Source organism: Acetobacteraceae bacterium, from assembly GCA_004843165.1.
Classification (GTDB): domain Bacteria; phylum Pseudomonadota; class Alphaproteobacteria; order Acetobacterales; family Acetobacteraceae.
Map to the genome: position 1 here is coordinate 1581401 of CP039459.1, position 19276 is coordinate 1600676.

Sequence of the window (19276 nt, forward strand, 5' to 3'; positions counted from 1 at the left end):
TCTTAATTTAACTTTATTTTTTTATTTTAAAGTAAAAATTCCTGTTTTCTGTATGTTATTTCATTTTTTTTAAATAAAGACAAATATAGTACATTTTGTTTTTACTTTTCAGATTCTCTTTGCGTGTTATTTTCAAGAGGCACTTTAGCAGATCTACTGCGCTTCTCATTCTAAGCAAGCGCAGCGGATTAAATTTAAAATATAAGGAGTTAATTTAAAGTGAAAAAGAATAAACAATTTACGCCAGAAGAATTAAGAATTTTTGGCGAAAATATCGAAGCAGATGCAAAAATCCCTTCTCGCTTTCGGCCTATTTCCGGTGGGCAGCCTGTTATTTTGCCAACCCCAAATGAAAAACTTTCCTTTTCAACGGATAATTTAAAAAGTGATACACCGCATGAAATCGGCCCTTGGCCTGTTTTCACAGATGCTGCCGGAATCACCAAAGATGAAAATGGCGTTTTGTGGTCTCTTGCCGCTTATTCAAAAGATGCGGCTGCGAAAGTTCCAAAAAACGGCGGTCCCGGTGGATGGGTCGTTGATGGGATGATGCAGATTTACAGCTTTGACGGCATTAAATGGTATAGTTTCCGTGAATTGCCGGCAGAGATCAATATCATTAGAAATTACTTTATTGATCCCAAAGGCCGCTTTATGGCGCAGGGCAAAACTGGTGATTGGTACGCTGTTTACGATAACGATAAACCAAGAGATCCTTGCGTTGTCCGTTTCAAAAATGGGCCACAGACAAAGCTTGAAGATTTGGAATTTGGTCTTTCCGTTGAATATAAGCAGGCTGAAAATGCACTGACTTATGGGCAGGGCGGTTCAGATTGCACGATTGGTTATGATGAAAAACATGATGTCTATATCCTAACAGGGCAGACGAATGACGATTATCAAGGAAAAATCAATTTTTGGACAGGCTATAAAGGCACGGAAATGCGTTTCCAGTCTTCTTATCAGCCATACGGGTACAAATATCGGATTGAATGCCAGTCTGTTCCAACGCAAGTTGTGGATCGGGTCACAGGCAAAACAGTCTGGGTGCTTTCCTATTGCGTTCAAAACCAAAATCTTGGGAAAACCAATTCATGGGATAACTGGTTTGAAATTTCCGTTGGGGAATGGGACGGCAAAAACTGGACTCCCAATAGCACCAGCAATAAACGTATGAGCTATGGGTATGACCAATATGCAGGTAATCTCAGCAAGACGGATAATCCGCATATTTTGACCTTAACCACAGGGATTTTTAACTGGAACAGATATAATGACGACCAGACAACCAACGAAGTTGGGCAGTTTGGCGGTTTCGGCGTTCCAATGAAAATTGTTGTTGATAATGGTGTGCCAAATGTGATCGAAGATCCTGATTTCAAAGCCCTTTTCAGTGAAAATGCCTATCAGGTCATTGATAATAATCAGCTTGAGGAGGCCATTCCTGGCAAAGCCATCTGCATCTCCGGTATTGTTGGCGCTATCCCTTCAAAGGGTAAAGCGCCTGCCGGATTTGCTATCGTCGTGGAAAACGAAGAGGAGCCAAGCGCACCTTTTGTGATTTCTTGTGACGGTACAGGAACGGATAATCCGATTGGCTGCTCTGACCTGCCAATGCCATGGGAGATCGGGGATCGTATTACAATGATCCTAGATAATGGCGTTTGCTATGTCACCAATGTGACAAAAGGCACAAGAGCCGTTTCTCTTTTTCAACATCCTGTCGATGATAAAGGCGCTATTACACTTAACTTAAGTAAAAGCGTCGCCTTTATTTCAAAGTAATCATTTAAAAATAAAGATTAGCAAAATGAAAATCCCCTTGGAAATTTCTAAGGGGATTTTTGTTTGACGTTAAATATTTAGGAAGAGAGGGGTGTGGTTCGGTATCTTTTTGGCAATGGGGAAATGAAGAGGATTTTATCCGTTGTGGGCGCTTTGTTATTGCGGATCGCTTTAAAGCCAAAAAGGATGGCAATAATTGTCCAAATAAACCAGTAAAGTAAAAATAGTCCTGCTAAAACATAGCTAACAATCACAGAAATGGCACTGACGGCAGAATCTTCATATCCCATAAAGACCACAGCAATCGTCGCTATTAGCCCCAAAATTGCAATGACAATAAATAACCAAACCCCAACTTTAAAAATGCCTTTTTGGAATTCAAAATGAAGCTTGTTTTTGCCACTTTCTGTCTGTCCGTAAACGCAGGCCATGATAAAACCGATTAAAGCGGTTATATGGAAAAAGAACCCAATGGCATAAAGAACATAGATCGCCGTAATAATGCCATTACGATCATTTAAAGATTGTGTCCCATTTTGCGAAAAAGCACTTGGACCGGTTGAAAAGGGATGGGGAGATAAGCCCATTGTAATACATAGCCTTGGTGTAAGGTGAGAAATAATCTGTTGCTTTACTCTAGCTTCTAAAATTAAAAATTTGAAAGACATTTGTCGTTTTTTTTGTTAAAAAAAGGGATTTTTAAATTGTTATTTTAGGTAAATATATGGCTGATTCTGATGTTAAAATTGATCTGCAAAAATTTGATAAAGAAGACCAACTTCTAAAAGAAAAATTAATTCATTTTCTTAGAGAATATCCTTTTGAGGAGGAGTTAAAAAAGGAGGTGGAAAGTAATTACGAAAAATGGGCATCTAGATATTTAAGTTATATTGATGCGCTTATTGCAACGGATTACTTTCGGAATGTGGACAGTATTTCTCTTGATGAGCTTGTTTCAGATAAAAGTCTCATAGATCTTACTGAGATGCATCAGAAAATGCGAGAAGAGATGATTTTTATTCAAGGAGAGGATCTAGGGGAAAATTACTCTTCTTTAAAAGAAAAAACGATAAATTTTCTTGAAAAATACCCCTGTGACAAAGTGCTAAGAGAATGTATTGAGGGGCAGTATGAATATTGGGCCGATAAGTATCTCTCAAATATAAAAAATTTTATAGAAACGGGTGCTTATGATGAGTTTATAAAAAATTACCCAGATAATCCGCTGACGATCAATGGGATTTTTAATTATATAGAAACTGATCCAGAGATGTCACAGGTTCTTGAGCTTCAAAGATTTCGTGAAAGCGCATCTTTGTTGAAAGAAGAGATGATAATTCTGCTTAGGACAGCGTCGTATAGTGAAGAACTTAGAAAGTACATCAATAATCAATATGAATATTGGGCAGATAGGTATCTCTCTGCAATTGAGACTTTTCTTGAATATGGTGGTTCCAAATATTCACCAGAAGTTGATATTTCTGTCGAGGGCATCGTAACTTATATTGAGCAAGATGCTTTTTTTCATCAGGTAATAGATGCTGCACCTAATGGTGCAATCTACTCTCTGGACATGGAGCTTGCTTCTTATGAGCGTATGAGCAGTGATATTGACGCAGAATTGGTAGGTTTTGACCCTGATTTTGCGCCTGGTGGAAAGCATCACTATAAGACTAAGTAATCTTTTACATAGGGAGTTGTACTACTTTTTATAGCTCTTCCGAGGGGGGGCGGTAAGAATGGTATATAATGGTTTTTTTGCTGTAAAATAGAGTTTTTTATTTAAAATTAAAGTTTAGGGATTAAAATATTATGTCATATGGGATAGCAACTCTTTATCATTGGATTGAAGGGCATCCAGCTTCAGCGCTGTTGATAGCCTTATTTTATCTAGTCTTGTTTATACGCTCTGCCAAATGGACACTTATGCTAACAGTGCTAGCTATTTTTGGTGCTGAAGGATTGTATTATTTTAAAGAAACAACGGCAGTTAATGAACAAGCTAGCCAAATATATTTAAGGAAAGACACAGATAATCAACGTGATTTATTTGAGCAATATAATGCTTCGATGTCTGAACAAGAAGAGGCATATAAGCAGTCTATCGCTCAACAACAAACGCTAAGTGAGAATCTTTCATCTGGATCATAAAATGCATTGTATAAGAAATAAAATTAAATTGTTGTTTTGTTTTTCTATAGTTCTTTTAAATGGGTGTGCAGAAACAACGACAACGCCATCAAATATTGCTCTAGATCCTGCCCCGAGTAACCAAATTCAGCAAGGACGAATTGTAAAGATTATAAATGTCGAAGATACATCAAGTGGTAGAGGAGCAAATATTACATACGAGGACAATGGCGTTATAATTGAAATTAAAGCCGTAAAACAGCCCTGCGAATATCAAAGAGGTTTAGCGCATATTATACGAACGCTTGATGCTAATGAAATTGGATGCGACCCAAGCAGTTGGGAAGGGCGACAAGGCTGTCATTCTGCTCGTTATAAGTATTCTTCTGTAGAGATCACCCCTAATCATATTTGTGGTCAACCGTATATAGCGTCTAAAATAATTGAGCATGCTCCTAATTTAGAGAGTATTCATAAACAAGCTTCAGAAGAGGTGCATTCGAAATCTTAAAGAGAAAATATAACGGGGAATACTTTAAAAAGTTTCCCCCGTTGTGGCGTGCTTACAAGATAGAAATAAGAGCATTTTTGTTGCTTAGATAGCCTTGTTTACTTTTTAGGTTCTTTTCATATTTTGTTTTTTAAGGGTGCTTTAGCAGATATTTTTAGCCTATCTTTTGATAGTTTAAGCGTCAATTTTATATCAAAACAAAGATCAGCGAAATGAAAATCCCCTTAGAAATTTCTAAGGGGATTTTTGTTTCGCTTTAAATATTTAGGAAGAGAGAGGTGAGGTTCGGTATTTTTTTGTCTCGCAACATGTAAAATTTGTCATTCAAGCGACAATTTCTATAAGGAAAATTAAAATGTAGGACTGGATGTAGGACTGAAAAATACAAAACTAAGAAAAGTATTGAAAAATCAACAAATTTTAGGGGAATATATGGCGGAGAGGGTGGGATTCGAACCCACGGTAGGCTTGCACCTACGCCGGTTTTCAAGACCGGTGCCTTAAACCGCTCGACCACCTCTCCGTAAAATATGTCCCCCTTATAAAGACTATTTGCTTGAAAGGTAAAGAGAAATTTAGAATATTATAAAGATAAATATTATTTGATGTCCTATTTCTTCTCTATTTCCCCTTGAAAAGCGTGTTTTATGAAACTTGTTACCGCCATTATTCAATCCCATCAGCTCGATCAGGTTCGGGCTGCGTTGATCGGTGCAGGCTTTAACGCCATGACCATTACCTCTGTTCGGGGTTCCGGAGTGCATAAGGGCACAACAGCCATGTATCGGGGCGTTGTTTATGAGGATGAATTCAGTGATTGCACAAAAATCGAGTTTGCGATTGCGTCAGAGAAGGTAAAAATAGCTATCAATACCGTCAAAGATTCCATTGGGGCAGAAAATGGGGTGCTTTGGGTGCAGGCATTAGAATATTTTATTCAGTTTAATAAATGATAAAGTAACGTAAATTCCTTAAAAGTTTGAGAAAGAAGATAGGATCAGATCATGGACACTGCAATTTTACATCCTATCAATACGGGGGATACGGCTTGGGTAATGCTCTCCGCCATTTTGGTATTGCTGATGAGTTTGCCGGGAATTGGGCTTTTTTATTCGGGAATGGTGCGGCGTAAAAATGTTTTAACAACGTTGGTACAGCCATTTGCCGTTTGCGGTATGATTTCTATTCTGTGGATTTTTATTGGCTATTCCTTAACCTTTTCCAAAAGCCCGGATTTCCTTTCCCCTTGGATTGGAGGGCTTGGTGATATTGGACTTTCTAATCTGCTAAATCATTTTAATGAGGCCTTTACACTGGGTGCAGGGCAGGCTGGTGCCATTCAAACGCAGATTCCAGAATCCGTTTTTGTTTTGTTTCAGATGGATTTTGCGATTATTGCGCCGGCGTTGCTGGTTGGGGCATTGGCTGGGCGTGCCCGCTTTTCCGCCTTATGTGTTTTTTTGATTTTATGGTCTTTGTTTGTTTATATCCCCGTTGCCCATTGGGTTTGGGCGCCGGAAGGCTGGATCGCTAAACTCGGAGCAATTGATTATGCCGGCGGAACGGTCGTTCATGTCACTTCCGGCATTTCCGGTTTGGTTGCAGCATGCCTAATGGGGCCACGGAAAGGGCTGGGAAAAGAGGATTTTTCCCCTTGGAATCTTTCTTATACCTTGATGGGGGCGGCCTTTTTAACTGTTGGCTGGTTTGGTTTTAATGCCGGTTCGGCGCTGGGCGCAAATGGACGTGCCGGGATGGCGATGCTGGCAACGCAATCTGCCTGCGCGAGTGGTGCGCTGATATGGGGAATTTTAGAATGGCGAACCGTCGGTAAACCAACGGCGTTAGGAATTGTTTCGGGGGCTTTGGCAGGGCTGGTTGGGATTACGCCGGCGGCAGGTTTTGTTTTGCCTTATGCCGCAATTCTGATCGGGGCCTTAACCTCGCTTGTTTGCTGGTGGTCTGTTACCAGATTAAAACCCGTTTTAGGCTATGATGATAGTTTAGATGCTTTTGGTATTCATGGCGTTGGCGGTATTTTAGGCGGATTATTAACGGGAGCCTTAGCCTGCGGAAAGCTTACAGCGATGCCGGAAGATCCCGTAGGTATTTGGGGAAGTTTTTCATTGGTTGGAAAACAGGCGATTGCCTCAGGGGCGGCGATTATTTGGTCGGTGATTGTTACCTATATTCTTTATAAAATTGTTGATTTCTTCTTTAAATTGCGGATTGATTTGCAAGATGAGCATTTAGGGATGGATATTACGCAACATGGAGAGCGTTTAAATTAAAGACTTTTTTGACACTAAATGTCAGGACTTGACGGGAACGGTAGGAAGGCTTAGAAAAGTCTTAACTAATTATCTGGTCCCGTCACTCTGCGAAGGCTCGCACAGTGACGTTTTTGGTTTGTAATATATAAAACCTGCATTTAAGGAATAAAAGTTTGTTCGATCGGCTATCGCAACGGATGAGCGGTGTTTTTGAAGGGGTTTCCCGTGGTGGAAAACTTTCAGAGGCAGATGTTAAGCAGGCAATGCGTGAGGCACGTCTTGCCATGTTGGAGGCAGATGTTGCGCTTCCCGTTGTGCGTGATTTTGTTGCCAAAGTTCGGGAACGTGCTGTTGGCGAAGAGGTTGCTGAGGGTGTTTCCGCTGGGCAAACCGTTGCAAAAATCATCAATGATACGCTGGTTGAGATTCTTGGTGGGGCAGATGCCCATGCTTTAAATATTGGTTCGCCGCCTTCTATTATTTTGATGGCAGGCTTACAGGGGGCGGGTAAGACCACAACTGCCGGGAAAATTGCGCATCGTTTGGCGCAAAAAGAAAATAAGCGCACATTGCTGGCCAGTTTGGACGTTTACCGTCCGGCGGCACAGCTTCAGCTTACCCGTTTGGCAGAGCAGGCCGCTTTGAAAAATGGCGGTAAGGTTGAGGCGCTTCCGATCGTTGAGGGTGAAAAACCTGCACAGATTGCTAAGCGTGCATTGGATAAAGCCAAGCGTGAAGGCTTTGATATTCTCATTTTAGATACCGCAGGGCGCTTATCGATTGACGAGGCGCTGATGGCGGAGATCAAAGAGATTTCAGAGATCTCCTCACCGCAGGAAACCTTGTTGGTTGTTGATGCGATGACAGGGCAGGACGCGGCAAATACGGCCAAAGCTTTCCATGAGGCGATTCATCTGACCGGTGTTGTTCTCAGCCGTATGGATGGGGATGCTCGAGGTGGAGCGGCACTTTCCATGAAGGAAGTTTCCGGTGCGCCGATTAAATTCCTCGGAATGGGGGAAAAGCTTGAGGCCTTGGAGGTTTTCCATGCGGATCGTATGGCGGGCCGGATTCTTGGTCTTGGGGATGTGGCCGGCTTGGTCGAAACAGTCGAGGAAAGACTGGACCAGGAAGAGGGCGAACGTGTCGCTAAACGTATGGCGGCAGGCGAGTTTGACCTAGAGGATTATCTTTCACAGATTAAGCAAATATCACGATTGGGATCTATTTCCGGTATTTTGGGCATGTTGCCCGGAATGGGGAAAATTAAAGATCTTATCGGCGATAAGGGTATGGATACGTCTTTCTTAAAAAAGCATGAAGTTATTATTTCTTCGATGACACGGCAGGAGCGTAAAAATCCCGACATTATTAAGGCATCACGTAAAAAACGTATTGCAAAAGGTGCGGGGGTCGATGTGGCCGCTGTTAACCGTTTGCTCAAACAATTTGCGGAAATGTCTAAAATGATGAAACGTGTCCGGAAAATGGGCATGGCAGGTTTGTTTGGTGGCGGCGGTAGAGATATGGCGGCCATGGGCAAAATGCTTGCAGGAAAGGGTGGCGAGGGTTTACCTCAAATGCCTCATTTTCCGCAAAAATAGAAGTAAAGTTTAAAGGAACGTTTTCGTAAGCGTTTTAATGTAGCAGACAAAAATAGGAGTAGTCTGAATGAGTGTTAAAATTCGTTTGGCCCGTGGTGGTTCCAAGCATCGTCCATATTACCACATCGTTATTGCGGACAGCCGTTCCCCACGTGACGGCCGCTTTATCGAGAAAGTTGGTCATTATAACCCAATGCTGCCTTCTGATCATGCAGATCGTGTTGGAATCGCTGAAGAGCGTGTGAAACATTGGCTTTCCGTTGGTGCATTGCCAACAGACCGTGTTGCACGTTTCCTCGGAAATGCTGGCATTATCGAAAAGCCAGCTTATAACGAGCAGCCAAAAAAATCTGCGCCAAAGAAAAAAGCGCAAGACCGTCTTGATGCGATTAAGGCAAAAGAAGAAAAAGCTGCTGCTGAAGCTAAAAAAGCTGAAGAAGAAGCTAAAGCCGCCGCAGAAGCGCCAGCTGAAGAAGGTAAGGAAGAAGCCTAAATATTTCTCAATGGCTTTTAACTGTCATTTAGAACGGGCTTATGACTCATATGCGCAATTCTTCTAAAATCGAAGCTGCTTTTATTCGTCGGGCACATGGACTTTCAGGTCGTGTACAGGTGCAGTCTTTGCTCGAGGATCTCGAGCTGTTAGAGGCCGCTCCTTATCTTGAAGATGAAAAAGGGGTGAAGTGGCATCTCGTTTGGGAGGGGAAAAATATTGCAAGCCTTAAAAATGAGGCGGGTATTTCCCCAAAAGATCGGGATGAAGCGCAGGCTTTGATTGGGACAAAATTCTATATTTTGCGGGAGTTCTTTGATGATCTTCCAAAAGATGAATTTTATCATGCGGATTTGGTCGGTCTAACCGCCTTTGACGCAGAAGGGAAAAAGCTCGGAAAAGTCAAACTTGTCCACGATTATGGGGCAGGGGTTAGTCTGGAATTGTCAAGTGGCTCATTGGTGCCTTTCACACCGGCTTGCGTTCCCGATGTCTCGATTTCAGAGGGGAGAGTAACCATTATTCCCCCAGCGGAAATTGAGGTGACGGGTTCTCTGGATGGTACAGTTGAGGTGCGTGAATGACCAAAACATGGCAGGCAGACATTATTACCTTGTTTCCTGAAATGTTTCCGGGGCCTTTGGGATGTTCTCTTGCGGGAACAGCTTTGAAAAAAGGGTTGTGGTCTTGTAAAGCGCATGATTTGCGTGAACATGGGATCGGGATACATCGTAATGTTGATGACCAACCTTTCGGCGGCGGAAGTGGCATGGTGATTCGTCCGGACGTTCTCGATCAGGCATTGAGTTGTGTAAAGAAAAAAGAGGATAATCGACCTGCTATTTATTTTACCCCACGGGGTAGGCGTCTTGATCAGGCGATGGCTGGAAAATTATCAAAGGGCAATGGGGTTATTCTGCTTTGTGGACGCTTTGAAGGTGTTGATGAGCGTTTCTTGGAAAAAAATGAAATTATCGAAGTGAGCTTAGGTGATTTTGTTTTGTCCGGCGGAGAAATACCAGCGCTTGCTTTGTTAGATAGTTGTATCCGTCTCTTACCGGGTGTAATGGGATCAAAAGAAAGTTTAGAGGAGGAAAGCTTCTCCAATGGTCTTTTGGAATATCCTCAATATACACGTCCGGCAAATTGGGATGGGCTTGAAGTGCCGGAGATTTTATTGTCCGGTCATCATGCCGCAATTAAAGCATGGCGGGCAGAAAAAGCCTTAGAGGCGACCAAACAGCGGCGTCCAGATCTTTTGGAAAAAAGCGGCGTTCTTGAGGAAAAGTAAAGGTTTCGTGTGTTTTAGAACTGTTTTGAGAGGCATTCTGGAAAACACGTTAAAGATTGGGTATATTTAAGCGTTCAAAAAAAGGATCATTGTAATGAATATTGTAGAAGCATTTGAAGCGCGCGAAGTAGAGCGCCTTACCACTAAGCGTGCCATTCCTGTTTTCACACCGGGTGACACTGTGCGTGTTGGTGTGCGTGTTATCGAGGGCACCCGTGAGCGTGTTCAGATTTTTGAAGGTGTTGTTATTGCACGTTCAAACAAAGCGCTAAACAGCAATTTTACCGTTCGTAAAATTTCTAACGGTGAAGGTGTGGAACGTGTTTTTCCACTTTATGCGCCTTCTATTGATTCCATCGAAGTCGTCCGTCGTGGTAAAGTTCGCCGTGCGAAACTTTACTATCTGCGTGAGCGTTCCGGTAAATCTGCACGTATTGCAGAACGTACACGTGGCGTTAAAAGCAAAGCTGTCCGTAAGGCAGAAGCAGCTGCGGCACGTGCAGCAGCTAAAGAATCTTCTGCATCTTAATTGGCATATAGGTTCTTTGGATGAAACTGGCTTCCCGTCTTTTAGAGCTTCCTGAATCTGCAACCCTCAAAGCGGCGGCACGTGCGAGAGCATTACGTGCCCAAGGGAGAGACATTCTCTCCCTTGCTTTGGGGGAGCCGGATTTTCCTTCTCCTGCATCCGCATTGCGTGGGGTGGAAAAAATCATTTCAGAAGGTCGGACGGGATACCCGCCTTTGCGGGGAATGTCAGACCTCCTTAACGCCATTGCAGAAAAATTCCGCACGCAAAATGGTATTAAGGTTGAAACCAATCAGTTAATGGTTGGTAACGGCGGCAAACAATTATTGTTTAATGCCTGTTTAGCGGTGATTAATCCTGAGGATGAAGTCATTATCCCAGCACCTTATTGGGTGAGCTATCCGCTTAGCGTTCAGTTCGCCGGCGGAAAATCCGTTATTGTAGAGGCATTGGAAGAAAATAAATTTCATCCGACAGCCGCACAGATTGAGGCGGCGATCACCTCAAAAACAAAAGTTTTTATTTTAAATTCCCCTTCTAATCCAACAGGTGCTGTTCTTTCAAAAGAGGAGCTGGCGGAGATTGCGCAAGTTATGCGTAAATATCCGGAAGTTTGGATTTTTAGCGATGAAATGTATGAGCATCTGACTTTTGACGGTCAAAAGTCGCATTCTATTGCCGCTATTGCGCCTGATTTAGTAGACCGCATCCTGACGTTGAATGGTATGAGCAAAGCCTATTCCATGACCGGATGGCGGATTGGTTTTGCGCATGGGCCGGAACAGCTTATTTCTGCCATGATGGTTTTGCAGGGAAATAGTACTTCCGGTATTTGCGCTCCGGCGCAGGGGGCCGCTCTCGCTGTTTTGGAAGAGGGGCTGGATGGGGTAGAAAAGATGCGGGCTACCTATGAAAAGCGCCGTGATCTTTTTATGTCGCATTTATCAGAGGTTAAAGATTTGTCCTGTCGCCGCCCAGAAGGGGCCTTTTATGCTTTTCCAAATATCGAAAAATGGATTGGCAAAACGACAAAGGCAGGGGTACGTCTTAACGATGATTCTGATATTGTGAATGCCTTGCTGGAAGAGGAAGGCTTAGCCGTTGTGCACGGAACACCTTTTGGCAAGCCAGGCTATTTACGCCTTTCTTTTGCGGCCTCTGATGCTGATTTAATCGAAGGGGCAAGGCGCTTGAAAGTCTTTGCCGAGGGACTTCGTTAAATTTTTTCTAAAAAAGAGAAATAAAGAAAAAGCCGAGAGATTTTTCTCTCGGCTTTTTTGTCTTTTGCATTCTGTAATTTTATTTTGCAGGAGGGGTTCGTACAATTTGGCCATTTTGGTAGTAGTTTGTTCCTAATGTCTGGCCTTTTTTAAGATTTTTTTTCTGATCTTCCTCTATTTGTTTGGCTTTTTTTGCAATGGCTTCTGCACGCATTGTTTTTTCGATATTTTGGACTTCAATCCGTTCTGCGGCAGGGGCACGAGAATGCCAGAGATTAAGTAAATCGGCAATTTCTTGCGGACGCATTATATGCGCATTGCCAAATGCCTCTGTGCCATCAGCATTTAAGACTGTTGCGCGTGGGGTAAAGGCCAAAACGCTTGGGAGGGATTTCACAACAATTCCGTAGCGCTTGGCAATTTCCATATTCCGGTTGAATTTGCCTTCTTTGCGGCTCACATTAATGTTCACAAGGATGAAATTTTGATTGATCCATGGTTTTAACTCTTCAAGATTCAAAACGCCTTCTAAGGTTTTACAATCCTGAGACCAGTTTGCGCCAAAAGAGGCCAAGACCAATTTATGTTCTTTTGCCGCCGCCTCAAATGCATGTTTAAGATCACGTTCGGCATGCCCCTCAGAAGGGTAGGCATTTTCAACAGGCAGGGCATGCGGGCGAATAAAGCTTGGAAAGGCGGCTACTTTTTTAGGCGCATCCGCAACATAGACTTGCTCTGGCACAGCCGTTGCTTCTGCTTTAAATGCTGAAAGCGCAAAAGCACTCAGTCCGAAAGCAAGAGAAATACGTAAGGCGCGAGAAGGAAAAAGAGTCATCTTTATGAAACTTTCAACAAAAAAGGCAGGAATCTCAAAGAGAATTTTTTCGTAACATTCCAGAGATACAGATAAAAGCAGGTAGAATCCAGCCCAGCATCTGAAGGATTGCTCCTAATGGGGTAATAAAAATGGGCGAGATGATTTTAAAAGATAATAAAGCCAGACTGCCCGAAAAAAGGAATGTTCCCAAAAGGATAAGGGAGGAGGCAAAAAGCCATATTTTTGTTTCATGGGGGCGGCAAATCGGTGCTAGTGCTGTGAGACTGAGTAAACTTGCCCCAATGGATTCGATAAGGAGCATATTGCCGGCAAGTTTTAAATATTCCCGGTAGCGGACACCCTCAAGAAAATTTTCAGGCAAATGGGCAGATAAGGTTTGAAAAATCAATCCTGAGGCCATGAAAATCCCTGAAAGGGCAATCGTGGTACGGATATAGGAAATTTTTTTATCTTGCATGTAAAAGATGATCCATTTGCTGTGGGAAGAAATCGATTTCCTTAGACTTTAAAAATATGAGTAAAGCATAAAATAAAGAAAGGTGGATACTTTAAGTATTTATAATAGTCTATATTTTTTATAGAGTCATTTTTAAAAAATGAAGAAATATGGAATAATGGAATTGATTTCGAGAGAGAGAATGACTATTCTTCTTAGAAATTAGGCAATGAAGCTGAGGAAGTAAGAAACTTTCAATCCGTAAAAAGCGGTTATGTATCGTAAATTCTTCATTGTGAAAGATTCTCTTCTAGAAAGAATGATAGGCAGCAATAGGAATTAAATTTCGCTATTGGATATCTTGAAAATGGATATGACATTTTTCCCTGTGAGAGACGAAAGATGTTTGTGATGTAAAGAAAGGGAAAGTTGTTTGACTTTCGGTGGTTTAAAAGAAAATAATGAAGCTGATAATTTTGAGAATTCAGCTTTAACAGAAGATTCTCTGCGTTTGGCACTCGCAAAGCTTGGCTCGAAAAGTGATCGTAAACGTCCCTCTTCCAGTAAGTCGGGTAATCCGTTTGCTTCTGGAAATTCGAGGTCTGCCAATACGCCGACACGCCGGAAATTTGCAAGAGAGGATTCCGTTGTTGTTGAAAAACTCTCTCCCCGTCTTTCCAATTCTGTTTCCCGTGTTGTCGGTGCTGTTGAGCGGGTACGTTCGCCTTATGAAGAAAAGGCGGCTTCATCTTCCTCAGATCATTTACAAAGTTTAAAGCAGGATGTGGCCTTCTTGAAGCAGGCGCAGAAGAATGCGGAAGAGCAGCAGAAGATTGTCGAAAATCGCTTGGCAGAAATAGAAAATCTGCTTGAGAAGCAGGGGCAGGCACTGACGAAGCTTAAAGAGCTTGTCACTTTTCTGCATGCCCCTTCAGAAGAGACAGAAAAGCCGATTTTAGAAAAAGAGGAAATCGAGAATTTTGCTCCGGTACAGGAAAGACATTCAAACGATCCTATTCCGGTGAAGCTCAAAGAAGATGCTGATCCCATTGAATGGTGGAAAAATTAAGAACAAAAAAGACTGCTTTAAAAGCAGTCTTTTTTTATGCGTGAATTTAGGAACCGTCTGATTTTCTGGCCTGATGGATAAACCAGATGGCGGAAAGAATAAAAAAACCGCTTCCGATAAGGAGTTGCAAGAGCTGAGGATTGAGCGGTAAGGGGAGGGCAAGGCTATTAGGAGAGCCGGAAACAAGGGTAATAATGGCGAGACCGATACCGGCGAAACTTTCACCAACAATAAATCCTGCCGCAGCCATTGTGCCACGTCGTGTTACTTTTCGTCCTGTAAAAATAGCAATCAATGCCCCAAGCGCCATGCCAAAAGAAACACTGGCAGGAAAATAAAGCCCCATGCCGACAGCCAAAGGCGGCAGAGAAGGTTTTTCTTTGAGATGGGAAAGATGGCGTTCTGAAAATTTCTTGAGGCAATAATCGCAAACAATAAGGATTATCCCTATGATTGCGCCAATCCCTAACATCGTCCAGTCCATATTATGATGGATGATTTTCTTTGCTAATGAAGCCATGAGGAGCGGCTGGGGCGGTGTCAATGCCGCAGATTGATCCATATCAGGGCGGGGGAAATGATCTTCAAAACCATAAGCTTGGTAGAGAAGATTTAGCACGGGTGCGACTGTAGCTGCTCCGACAGCACAGCCAATCAATAAGGAAATTTGCTGTGCTTTGGGGCTTGCGCCAACCAAAGCGCCTGTTTTTAAATCCTGTAAATTATCATTGGCCATTGCCGAAGCCGCAATAATGGCTGTTAGTAAAAATAAAGCATAGGCAAGCGCTACAGGAGAATCCGTAACGGAAAGTAAGCCGGTGGCTTGGAGGCTCGCCATGGCAAAAGCCAGAAAAATAATCGCCAAAATCGCTGCACCGGAAATCGGTGAAGAAGAAGAGCCTAAAAGCCCCGCCATATAGCCACAGGCGCTGGAAACAATAAAACCGATACCTATCCAGATAATGGCACCAATCGCAACCAAGAGCAGGCTTTGGATAAGTGTTAGGCTTGTTCCTAAAAAGGAAAAGCAGAGGAAACTAAAAAGGGAAAGTGCAAATGTCCCCAGTAGGATTAAGGTTAAGGGGGCAAGGTCTCGTTCCCGAGGAGGGGCAGAAAGATGCGCTGTGGCGGAAAGAACGTGCCGAATGCTTTGGATAAGGGGGAGGGTGAGACGGAGAATAATCCAAAAAGAGGCTGTCGCAATAATGCCGGCCGCAATATATTTCACCTCATTTTTCCAGAGTAAGGGGGCCATATGAATAGGATCTGCAACGGGGTGGAGCGTCAAGAGCAGTGGGATAATGACATCCCAAGCTAAAAAGGAACCTAAAAGACAGGCTGCCGCCCCCCATGGGCCAACAAAATAACCAATACCGAGCAGGGCAAGAGAAAATCCGCCTTCAATCCGAAAGGCCGCATGGCCCATTTTCCAAGCACGGATAAAGCCATCGCTGGCAAGCTGGAGGGCAGAGGTAAAAAAGCTGACAGCAATGGAAATGATTGTCCCAATCAATAAAGTAATCGTTTCTGCTTTGCTTTTTTGGCCGTCTTGCTCGCCACTTTCTAAAATAACAGCGCAAGCGGTGCCTTCAGGGTAAGGTAGGTCGCTTTCCAGAACGAGACAGCGTCTTAGAGGGACGGTAAACAAAACCCCGGCGATACCGCCGGCAAAAGTAATGAGAGCGGTTTGCCAATACGGAAAATGCTGCCACCAGCCAATCATTACCAGAGCGGGTAAGGTCATAAAGACGGCTGAAAGGCACCCCGCGGCGGAGGCTTGGGTTTGGACAAGGTTATTTTCAAGTAAACTTCCACGTCCGCCACGCCTTAAAACAGCCATGGAAATGATCGCAGCAGGGATAGAAGAGGCAACGGTCATTCCAAGGCGCATGCCCATATAGAGATTGGCGACAGTAAATATGACGGTAATCAGGGCGCCAAGTAAAAGCCCCCGCAGGGTAAGCTCACGGGACAAGGTAAGATCTTTCGGTTAAAGCAGTTTTATTTTGAAAATTGTTGTTTTCGAAATCCCATTATAGAATGGAAAAAGAACCAGTCTAAAAAAAAGACTGAAAAAATCAAGGAAAACGATTATTGCTAATGCCATCCGTCTCTGGCTTTCCTCATGATTCTTCGAAAGAGAAGAGTTTTAAATGGTCTAAAACGCCTTTGAAAATTCTTCATTTAGGCGATTTCTTTTTTGATTCAAAAAGAAAATCCCCTTCGCAATTTCAAACATCGGGTAAAATCAATAATGGTTTGATTCGAAATGGGCACCAGCTCATCCCGTTTCCTTATCGGGAAATTGGCCGGCGTGGATTGGGCAAATATTTTTCAAAAATAAAATCTTTCCAGACTGAAAAATTTTTAAGGGAATTTATAGATTCCGCCTGTCCAGATATTTTGCTTTTGGCTAATGGCGTTGAAATTTCTGCACCAACATTACAGGAAATGAGATTAAAGCATAAAAATCTTAAAGTGGCGCAATGGAGCGGCGATGCGCTTTTTGAAGGGAAATCCGCCCAAAGGCTCAAAGCACATTATCCGTTTTGCGAGGCAACTTTCGTTTCAACGTCTTCCTCTGTGACAAAAGAATTTTTAGGGTTGAAAAAGGCAATCTATTTTTTACCCAATCCGGTAGATTCCTCGGTCGAAACGGTCCGTAATTTTAAGTATCCCGTTTTAAGTAAAGATATTTTTCTCTCCTGCGGTCACCCAAAAGATAAAAGAGAAATTTGTGGGCAGGCATGGGAGATGGATCATTTTCTTTATTTTTTGTTAGAGAATTTACCTGAAAATATTGGTTTTTCCCTTGCAGGGCTTGGGGGGAAATCTTATGCCAGTGGGCATGAATATGCCAAAATTATACAGGCTGCGGGGATCGGTTTAAATCTTAGCCGTAAAGGAAATGAGCGTTTATATAGTTCAGATCGTATGAGCCATATTGTGGGCAATGGGCTTTTGTGCGCACAGGAGCGGGAAAGCGGCTTTGATGAAATCTTTTTAGAGGAGGAAATGCTTTTTTTCTCTTCAAAAGAAGAGCTGATCGAAAAGCTGACTTATTTTGTACAACATCCTAAAAAAAGGCAGAAAACGGCCCAAAGAGGTTGGGAGAAATATTATTCTCTTTTCAATGAATCGGCGCTTGCAGATTATATGGTACGGGCAATATTGGGGATATTAAGACCGGAAGAGCATTCATGGCATCTTTTGCCGTAAATTTTGCGCTAAAAAAATCTTTAGCCCTTTTAAAAGACTGGCCCCGTTGTTTTCTTTTCTTTGTGGGTGCCGGATTGGTTGCACCCTCATTGCCTTTTTGGGCTTTGTTTTTTTATATTTTTTTCGTGCCGAGATTTTTATTTGAACTTTTTCAAGAGAAAAATTTCCAGCGAATAAAGGCCTTTTCTTTTCCTTTCTTTTTTCTAGCACTTTGTTTTCTTTCTGTTGGCTTAACCTCTTTCTTTTGGAGTGTTTCCGGGTATCAAGGCTGGCAATGGGGGATTGATTTTAGCTGTACCTCGCTGTTTCTTTTGGGGGCTTGGGTGGCGATACGGCAAATGCCTGAATTTCCTCAAAAAATGATGTCTGTTTTGCTCATAGGTGGAAGCTTAAATATTTTTCTTTCACTGTTTTTACGTCTGTTGGGGCGTAATATTGACCATTATGCGCCGCAAAGAATGGCTGGTTTTGGCATTTTTCATCCTGTTGTTTTCGCCGGTGATTTTACGGGTCTCGGCTTGCTGTGCCTTATTTTTATGTTTTGTTACCGCCGGCAAGCAAAACAGAATTTTCAAAAACAGGATTTGTTCTATGTTTTTTTATTTTGTTTCAACGGATTTTTTCTTGTTTTAACAGGGTGTCGTATGGCGTGGGGAGCACTTTTTCTTTCTCTTTTGATGTTTTTAAAATGGCAAAAACAAGCCATGATTTTAGGTGGCGCAGCATTTTTAAGCGTGATCTGTTTTGGGAATCCTAAAATTTTTCATTCTTTTTTAGGGCGGACAGATAGCGGACATTTTGAAATTTGGCAGAAAACATTGACGTATTTATCGCCAAGCACGCTCTTCGGCCAAGGGGTGCAAATGCATATGCTGATTCCTAATGGGAATGGGGGTTTTTTCGTGCATCCCCATAGTTTTTATCTCTCTCTTTTGATCCAGGGGGGAGCTGTCGGAACGGCATTTTTTGTGCTGGCTTGTGTCACTTTTTTCTTTTTTAGAATAAAATCTGCTAAAAATGTGAAAATGTTAGCTTTTGCGCTTTACCCGCTTTTATGCGGTGTAACGGATCTTTCCTTTGTTTTTAAAGGCCCCTCGGAAGAGTGGATTTTAATTTGGCTTCCGCTTCTTATGGCCTTTTCCAGTTTTGAAAGAGGCCACGGAGAGGTTTTTTTAGAAACCGTGGCGGGTGAATTTTTCCCGCTCTAAATGTTCCCGATTATATTTTAGCTGTGCTTCTGTGAGCTGGAAACCAATCATTAACGTATAATCATTGACCTGAAGGTCACTGCCGGTAGGTAAATCAATATAGCGCACAGGGGCTTTGAAGACGATATTTTCATTCCGATTGGAGAGCGTACCTTCGCTGGGAAAAACCTTTTTATTGATGATTTTTCCATCTTTCACAGCCGCAATAAAATAAGGCAGGTTGATTTGGTCTGATTGGGAGGCAGGCCCACGGTCTACCCGAAAACTGATGCTAACATCAACACGTGTCATGGGACGTTTTTTTTCATCCGGTTTGCTCTCACGGCAAACGCCATTAACCTCAATAATCTGCGCCTGCTGAATGAGATGAGAAAGGTCTTGGTCTTTTCCAGGCTCCCATGTGTAAATGTCACCCGTTCCCAAAGGAACTTCGACTTCAGGACATGCCGGCGCAAAGCCTGTACTGTCATCGGGATCAGCACAGGCTGAAAGCAACGCCAAGCTTGCAAAAAGGGTGGTAAGTCCAAGACGCTGAAAAAATTTAGGAGGGGTTGTTAAAAAAGAGCCGTGCATGTGAAAAATCATAACCGTAAGAGAAAGAAAAATCTTCTATCCATAAGAAATCCTATTTGCTTAGATAACATTTTACGTGTCTTTCAGAAAAGGGCAC

At 42.7% G+C, this 19276-nt stretch carries 20 protein-coding genes and 1 tRNA gene; 15 read left to right on the forward strand and 6 right to left on the reverse strand.

From position 1 onward, the window contains the following. The first annotated feature begins 219 nt into the window (after positions 1-219). Positions 220-1785 (forward strand): hypothetical protein, encoded by a 1566-nt coding sequence (locus FAI41_07585; GenBank protein QCE33444.1) that lies wholly within the window; start codon positions 220-222, stop codon positions 1783-1785. 77 nt (positions 1786-1862) lie between these two features. Here the strand turns inward: FAI41_07585 and FAI41_07590 are convergent, their stop codons facing one another. Then, positions 1863-2453: a hypothetical protein gene (locus FAI41_07590; GenBank protein ID QCE33445.1), complete on the reverse strand. Its 591-nt coding sequence runs from the start codon at positions 2451-2453 to the stop codon at positions 1863-1865. Between the two features lie 56 nt (positions 2454-2509). On the opposite strand from FAI41_07590, the gene FAI41_07595 reads away from it, so the two are divergent. From FAI41_07595 to FAI41_07605, 3 genes are all read left to right on the forward strand, one after another. Beyond that, complete coding sequence (locus FAI41_07595; GenBank protein QCE33446.1) at positions 2510-3466, forward strand: hypothetical protein; 957 nt, start codon at positions 2510-2512, stop codon at positions 3464-3466. A 131-nt stretch (positions 3467-3597) separates the two neighbouring features. After that, entirely contained in the window at positions 3598-3936 is a 339-nt protein-coding gene (locus FAI41_07600) for a hypothetical protein (GenBank protein QCE33447.1), read from the forward strand. 1 nt (position 3937) lies between these two features. Continuing rightward, on the forward strand, positions 3938-4426 hold the full coding sequence (locus FAI41_07605) for a hypothetical protein (GenBank protein ID QCE33448.1): 489 nt from the start codon (positions 3938-3940) through the stop codon (positions 4424-4426). Positions 4427-4859: 433 nt separating this feature from the next. Here FAI41_07605 and FAI41_07610 read toward each other — a convergent pair. Next, positions 4860-4949: transfer RNA gene (locus FAI41_07610), tRNA-Ser, on the reverse strand. A gap of 124 nt (positions 4950-5073) precedes the next feature. Between FAI41_07610 and FAI41_07615 the strand changes: the two genes are divergently transcribed. From FAI41_07615 to FAI41_07650, 8 genes are all read left to right on the forward strand, one after another. Next, positions 5074-5379 (forward strand): P-II family nitrogen regulator, encoded by a 306-nt coding sequence (locus tag FAI41_07615; protein QCE33449.1) that lies wholly within the window; start codon positions 5074-5076, stop codon positions 5377-5379. Positions 5380-5430: 51 nt separating this feature from the next. After that, complete coding sequence (locus tag FAI41_07620; GenBank protein QCE33450.1) at positions 5431-6717, forward strand: ammonium transporter; 1287 nt, start codon at positions 5431-5433, stop codon at positions 6715-6717. 155 nt (positions 6718-6872) lie between these two features. After that, entirely contained in the window at positions 6873-8303 is a 1431-nt protein-coding gene (locus FAI41_07625; GenBank protein ID QCE33451.1) for a signal recognition particle protein, read from the forward strand. Between the two features lie 67 nt (positions 8304-8370). Continuing rightward, positions 8371-8796: a 30S ribosomal protein S16 gene (gene rpsP / locus FAI41_07630; GenBank protein ID QCE33452.1), complete on the forward strand. Its 426-nt coding sequence runs from the start codon at positions 8371-8373 to the stop codon at positions 8794-8796. 41 nt (positions 8797-8837) lie between these two features. Next, positions 8838-9380 (forward strand): 16S rRNA processing protein RimM, encoded by a 543-nt coding sequence (gene rimM / locus FAI41_07635; protein ID QCE33453.1) that lies wholly within the window; start codon positions 8838-8840, stop codon positions 9378-9380. Further along, positions 9377-10087, forward strand: a complete 711-nt coding sequence (gene trmD, locus FAI41_07640; GenBank protein ID QCE33454.1) for a tRNA (guanosine(37)-N1)-methyltransferase TrmD — start codon at positions 9377-9379, stop codon at positions 10085-10087. The genes rimM and trmD overlap by 4 nt, the downstream gene beginning before the upstream one ends. Before the next feature lie 94 nt (positions 10088-10181). Further along, positions 10182-10616, forward strand: a complete 435-nt coding sequence (locus FAI41_07645; GenBank protein ID QCE33455.1) for a 50S ribosomal protein L19 — start codon at positions 10182-10184, stop codon at positions 10614-10616. Between the two features lie 20 nt (positions 10617-10636). Further along, positions 10637-11836: a pyridoxal phosphate-dependent aminotransferase gene (locus FAI41_07650; GenBank protein ID QCE33456.1), complete on the forward strand. Its 1200-nt coding sequence runs from the start codon at positions 10637-10639 to the stop codon at positions 11834-11836. Between the two features lie 79 nt (positions 11837-11915). On the opposite strand, the gene FAI41_07655 is transcribed toward FAI41_07650, so the two are convergent. After that, positions 11916-12671, reverse strand: coding sequence for a thioredoxin family protein (locus tag FAI41_07655; protein ID QCE33457.1), 756 nt, complete (start codon positions 12669-12671; stop codon positions 11916-11918). A 34-nt stretch (positions 12672-12705) separates the two neighbouring features. Next, positions 12706-13131, reverse strand: a complete 426-nt coding sequence (locus FAI41_07660; GenBank protein QCE33458.1) for a DUF423 domain-containing protein — start codon at positions 13129-13131, stop codon at positions 12706-12708. Between the two features lie 412 nt (positions 13132-13543). Between FAI41_07660 and FAI41_07665 the strand changes: the two genes are divergently transcribed. Beyond that, positions 13544-14179: a hypothetical protein gene (locus tag FAI41_07665; GenBank protein QCE33459.1), complete on the forward strand. Its 636-nt coding sequence runs from the start codon at positions 13544-13546 to the stop codon at positions 14177-14179. A 46-nt stretch (positions 14180-14225) separates the two neighbouring features. Here FAI41_07665 and FAI41_07670 read toward each other — a convergent pair whose 3' ends face one another. Continuing rightward, on the reverse strand, positions 14226-16154 hold the full coding sequence (locus FAI41_07670; protein QCE33460.1) for an oligopeptide transporter, OPT family: 1929 nt from the start codon (positions 16152-16154) through the stop codon (positions 14226-14228). 125 nt (positions 16155-16279) lie between these two features. On the opposite strand from FAI41_07670, the gene FAI41_07675 reads away from it, so the two are divergent. Together FAI41_07675 and FAI41_07680 are read left to right on the forward strand one after the other, a co-directional pair. After that, positions 16280-17398 (forward strand): glycosyltransferase family 1 protein, encoded by a 1119-nt coding sequence (locus FAI41_07675; protein ID QCE33461.1) that lies wholly within the window; start codon positions 16280-16282, stop codon positions 17396-17398. Continuing rightward, the gene (locus FAI41_07680; protein ID QCE33462.1) at positions 17380-18606 is read left to right on the forward strand and encodes an O-antigen ligase family protein; all 1227 of its coding nucleotides are present in this window, start codon (positions 17380-17382) and stop codon (positions 18604-18606) included. Before FAI41_07675 ends, FAI41_07680 begins: the two co-directional genes overlap by 19 nt. Here FAI41_07680 and FAI41_07685 read toward each other — a convergent pair. Further along, a complete protein-coding gene (locus tag FAI41_07685) occupies positions 18571-19179 on the reverse strand; it encodes a hypothetical protein (GenBank protein ID QCE33463.1) in 609 nt (202 codons plus the stop codon). The genes FAI41_07680 and FAI41_07685 overlap by 36 nt on opposite strands. Positions 19180-19276 lie beyond the last annotated feature (97 nt).

Bases quoted from the DNA above. Each gene is read 5' to 3' on its own strand.
- FAI41_07675 (QCE33461.1), top strand. From the start codon at position 16,280: ATGCCATCCGTCTCTGGCTTTCCTCATGATTCTTCGAAAGAGAAGAGT.
- FAI41_07590 (QCE33445.1), bottom strand. From the start codon at position 2,453: ATGTCTTTCAAATTTTTAATTTTAGAAGCTAGAGTAAAGCAACAGATT.
- FAI41_07645 (QCE33455.1), top strand. From the start codon at position 10,182: ATGAATATTGTAGAAGCATTTGAAGCGCGCGAAGTAGAGCGCCTTACC.
- FAI41_07595 (QCE33446.1), top strand. From the start codon at position 2,510: ATGGCTGATTCTGATGTTAAAATTGATCTGCAAAAATTTGATAAAGAA.
- FAI41_07680 (QCE33462.1), top strand. From the start codon at position 17,380: ATGGCATCTTTTGCCGTAAATTTTGCGCTAAAAAAATCTTTAGCCCTT.
- FAI41_07620 (QCE33450.1), top strand. From the start codon at position 5,431: ATGGACACTGCAATTTTACATCCTATCAATACGGGGGATACGGCTTGG.
- FAI41_07605 (QCE33448.1), top strand. From the start codon at position 3,938: ATGCATTGTATAAGAAATAAAATTAAATTGTTGTTTTGTTTTTCTATA.
- rpsP (QCE33452.1), top strand. From the start codon at position 8,371: ATGAGTGTTAAAATTCGTTTGGCCCGTGGTGGTTCCAAGCATCGTCCA.
- FAI41_07600 (QCE33447.1), top strand. From the start codon at position 3,598: ATGTCATATGGGATAGCAACTCTTTATCATTGGATTGAAGGGCATCCA.
- FAI41_07685 (QCE33463.1), bottom strand. From the start codon at position 19,179: ATGCACGGCTCTTTTTTAACAACCCCTCCTAAATTTTTTCAGCGTCTT.
- trmD (QCE33454.1), top strand. From the start codon at position 9,377: ATGACCAAAACATGGCAGGCAGACATTATTACCTTGTTTCCTGAAATG.
- FAI41_07655 (QCE33457.1), bottom strand. From the start codon at position 12,671: ATGACTCTTTTTCCTTCTCGCGCCTTACGTATTTCTCTTGCTTTCGGA.
- rimM (QCE33453.1), top strand. From the start codon at position 8,838: ATGACTCATATGCGCAATTCTTCTAAAATCGAAGCTGCTTTTATTCGT.
- FAI41_07660 (QCE33458.1), bottom strand. From the start codon at position 13,131: ATGCAAGATAAAAAAATTTCCTATATCCGTACCACGATTGCCCTTTCA.
- FAI41_07615 (QCE33449.1), top strand. From the start codon at position 5,074: ATGAAACTTGTTACCGCCATTATTCAATCCCATCAGCTCGATCAGGTT.
- FAI41_07650 (QCE33456.1), top strand. From the start codon at position 10,637: ATGAAACTGGCTTCCCGTCTTTTAGAGCTTCCTGAATCTGCAACCCTC.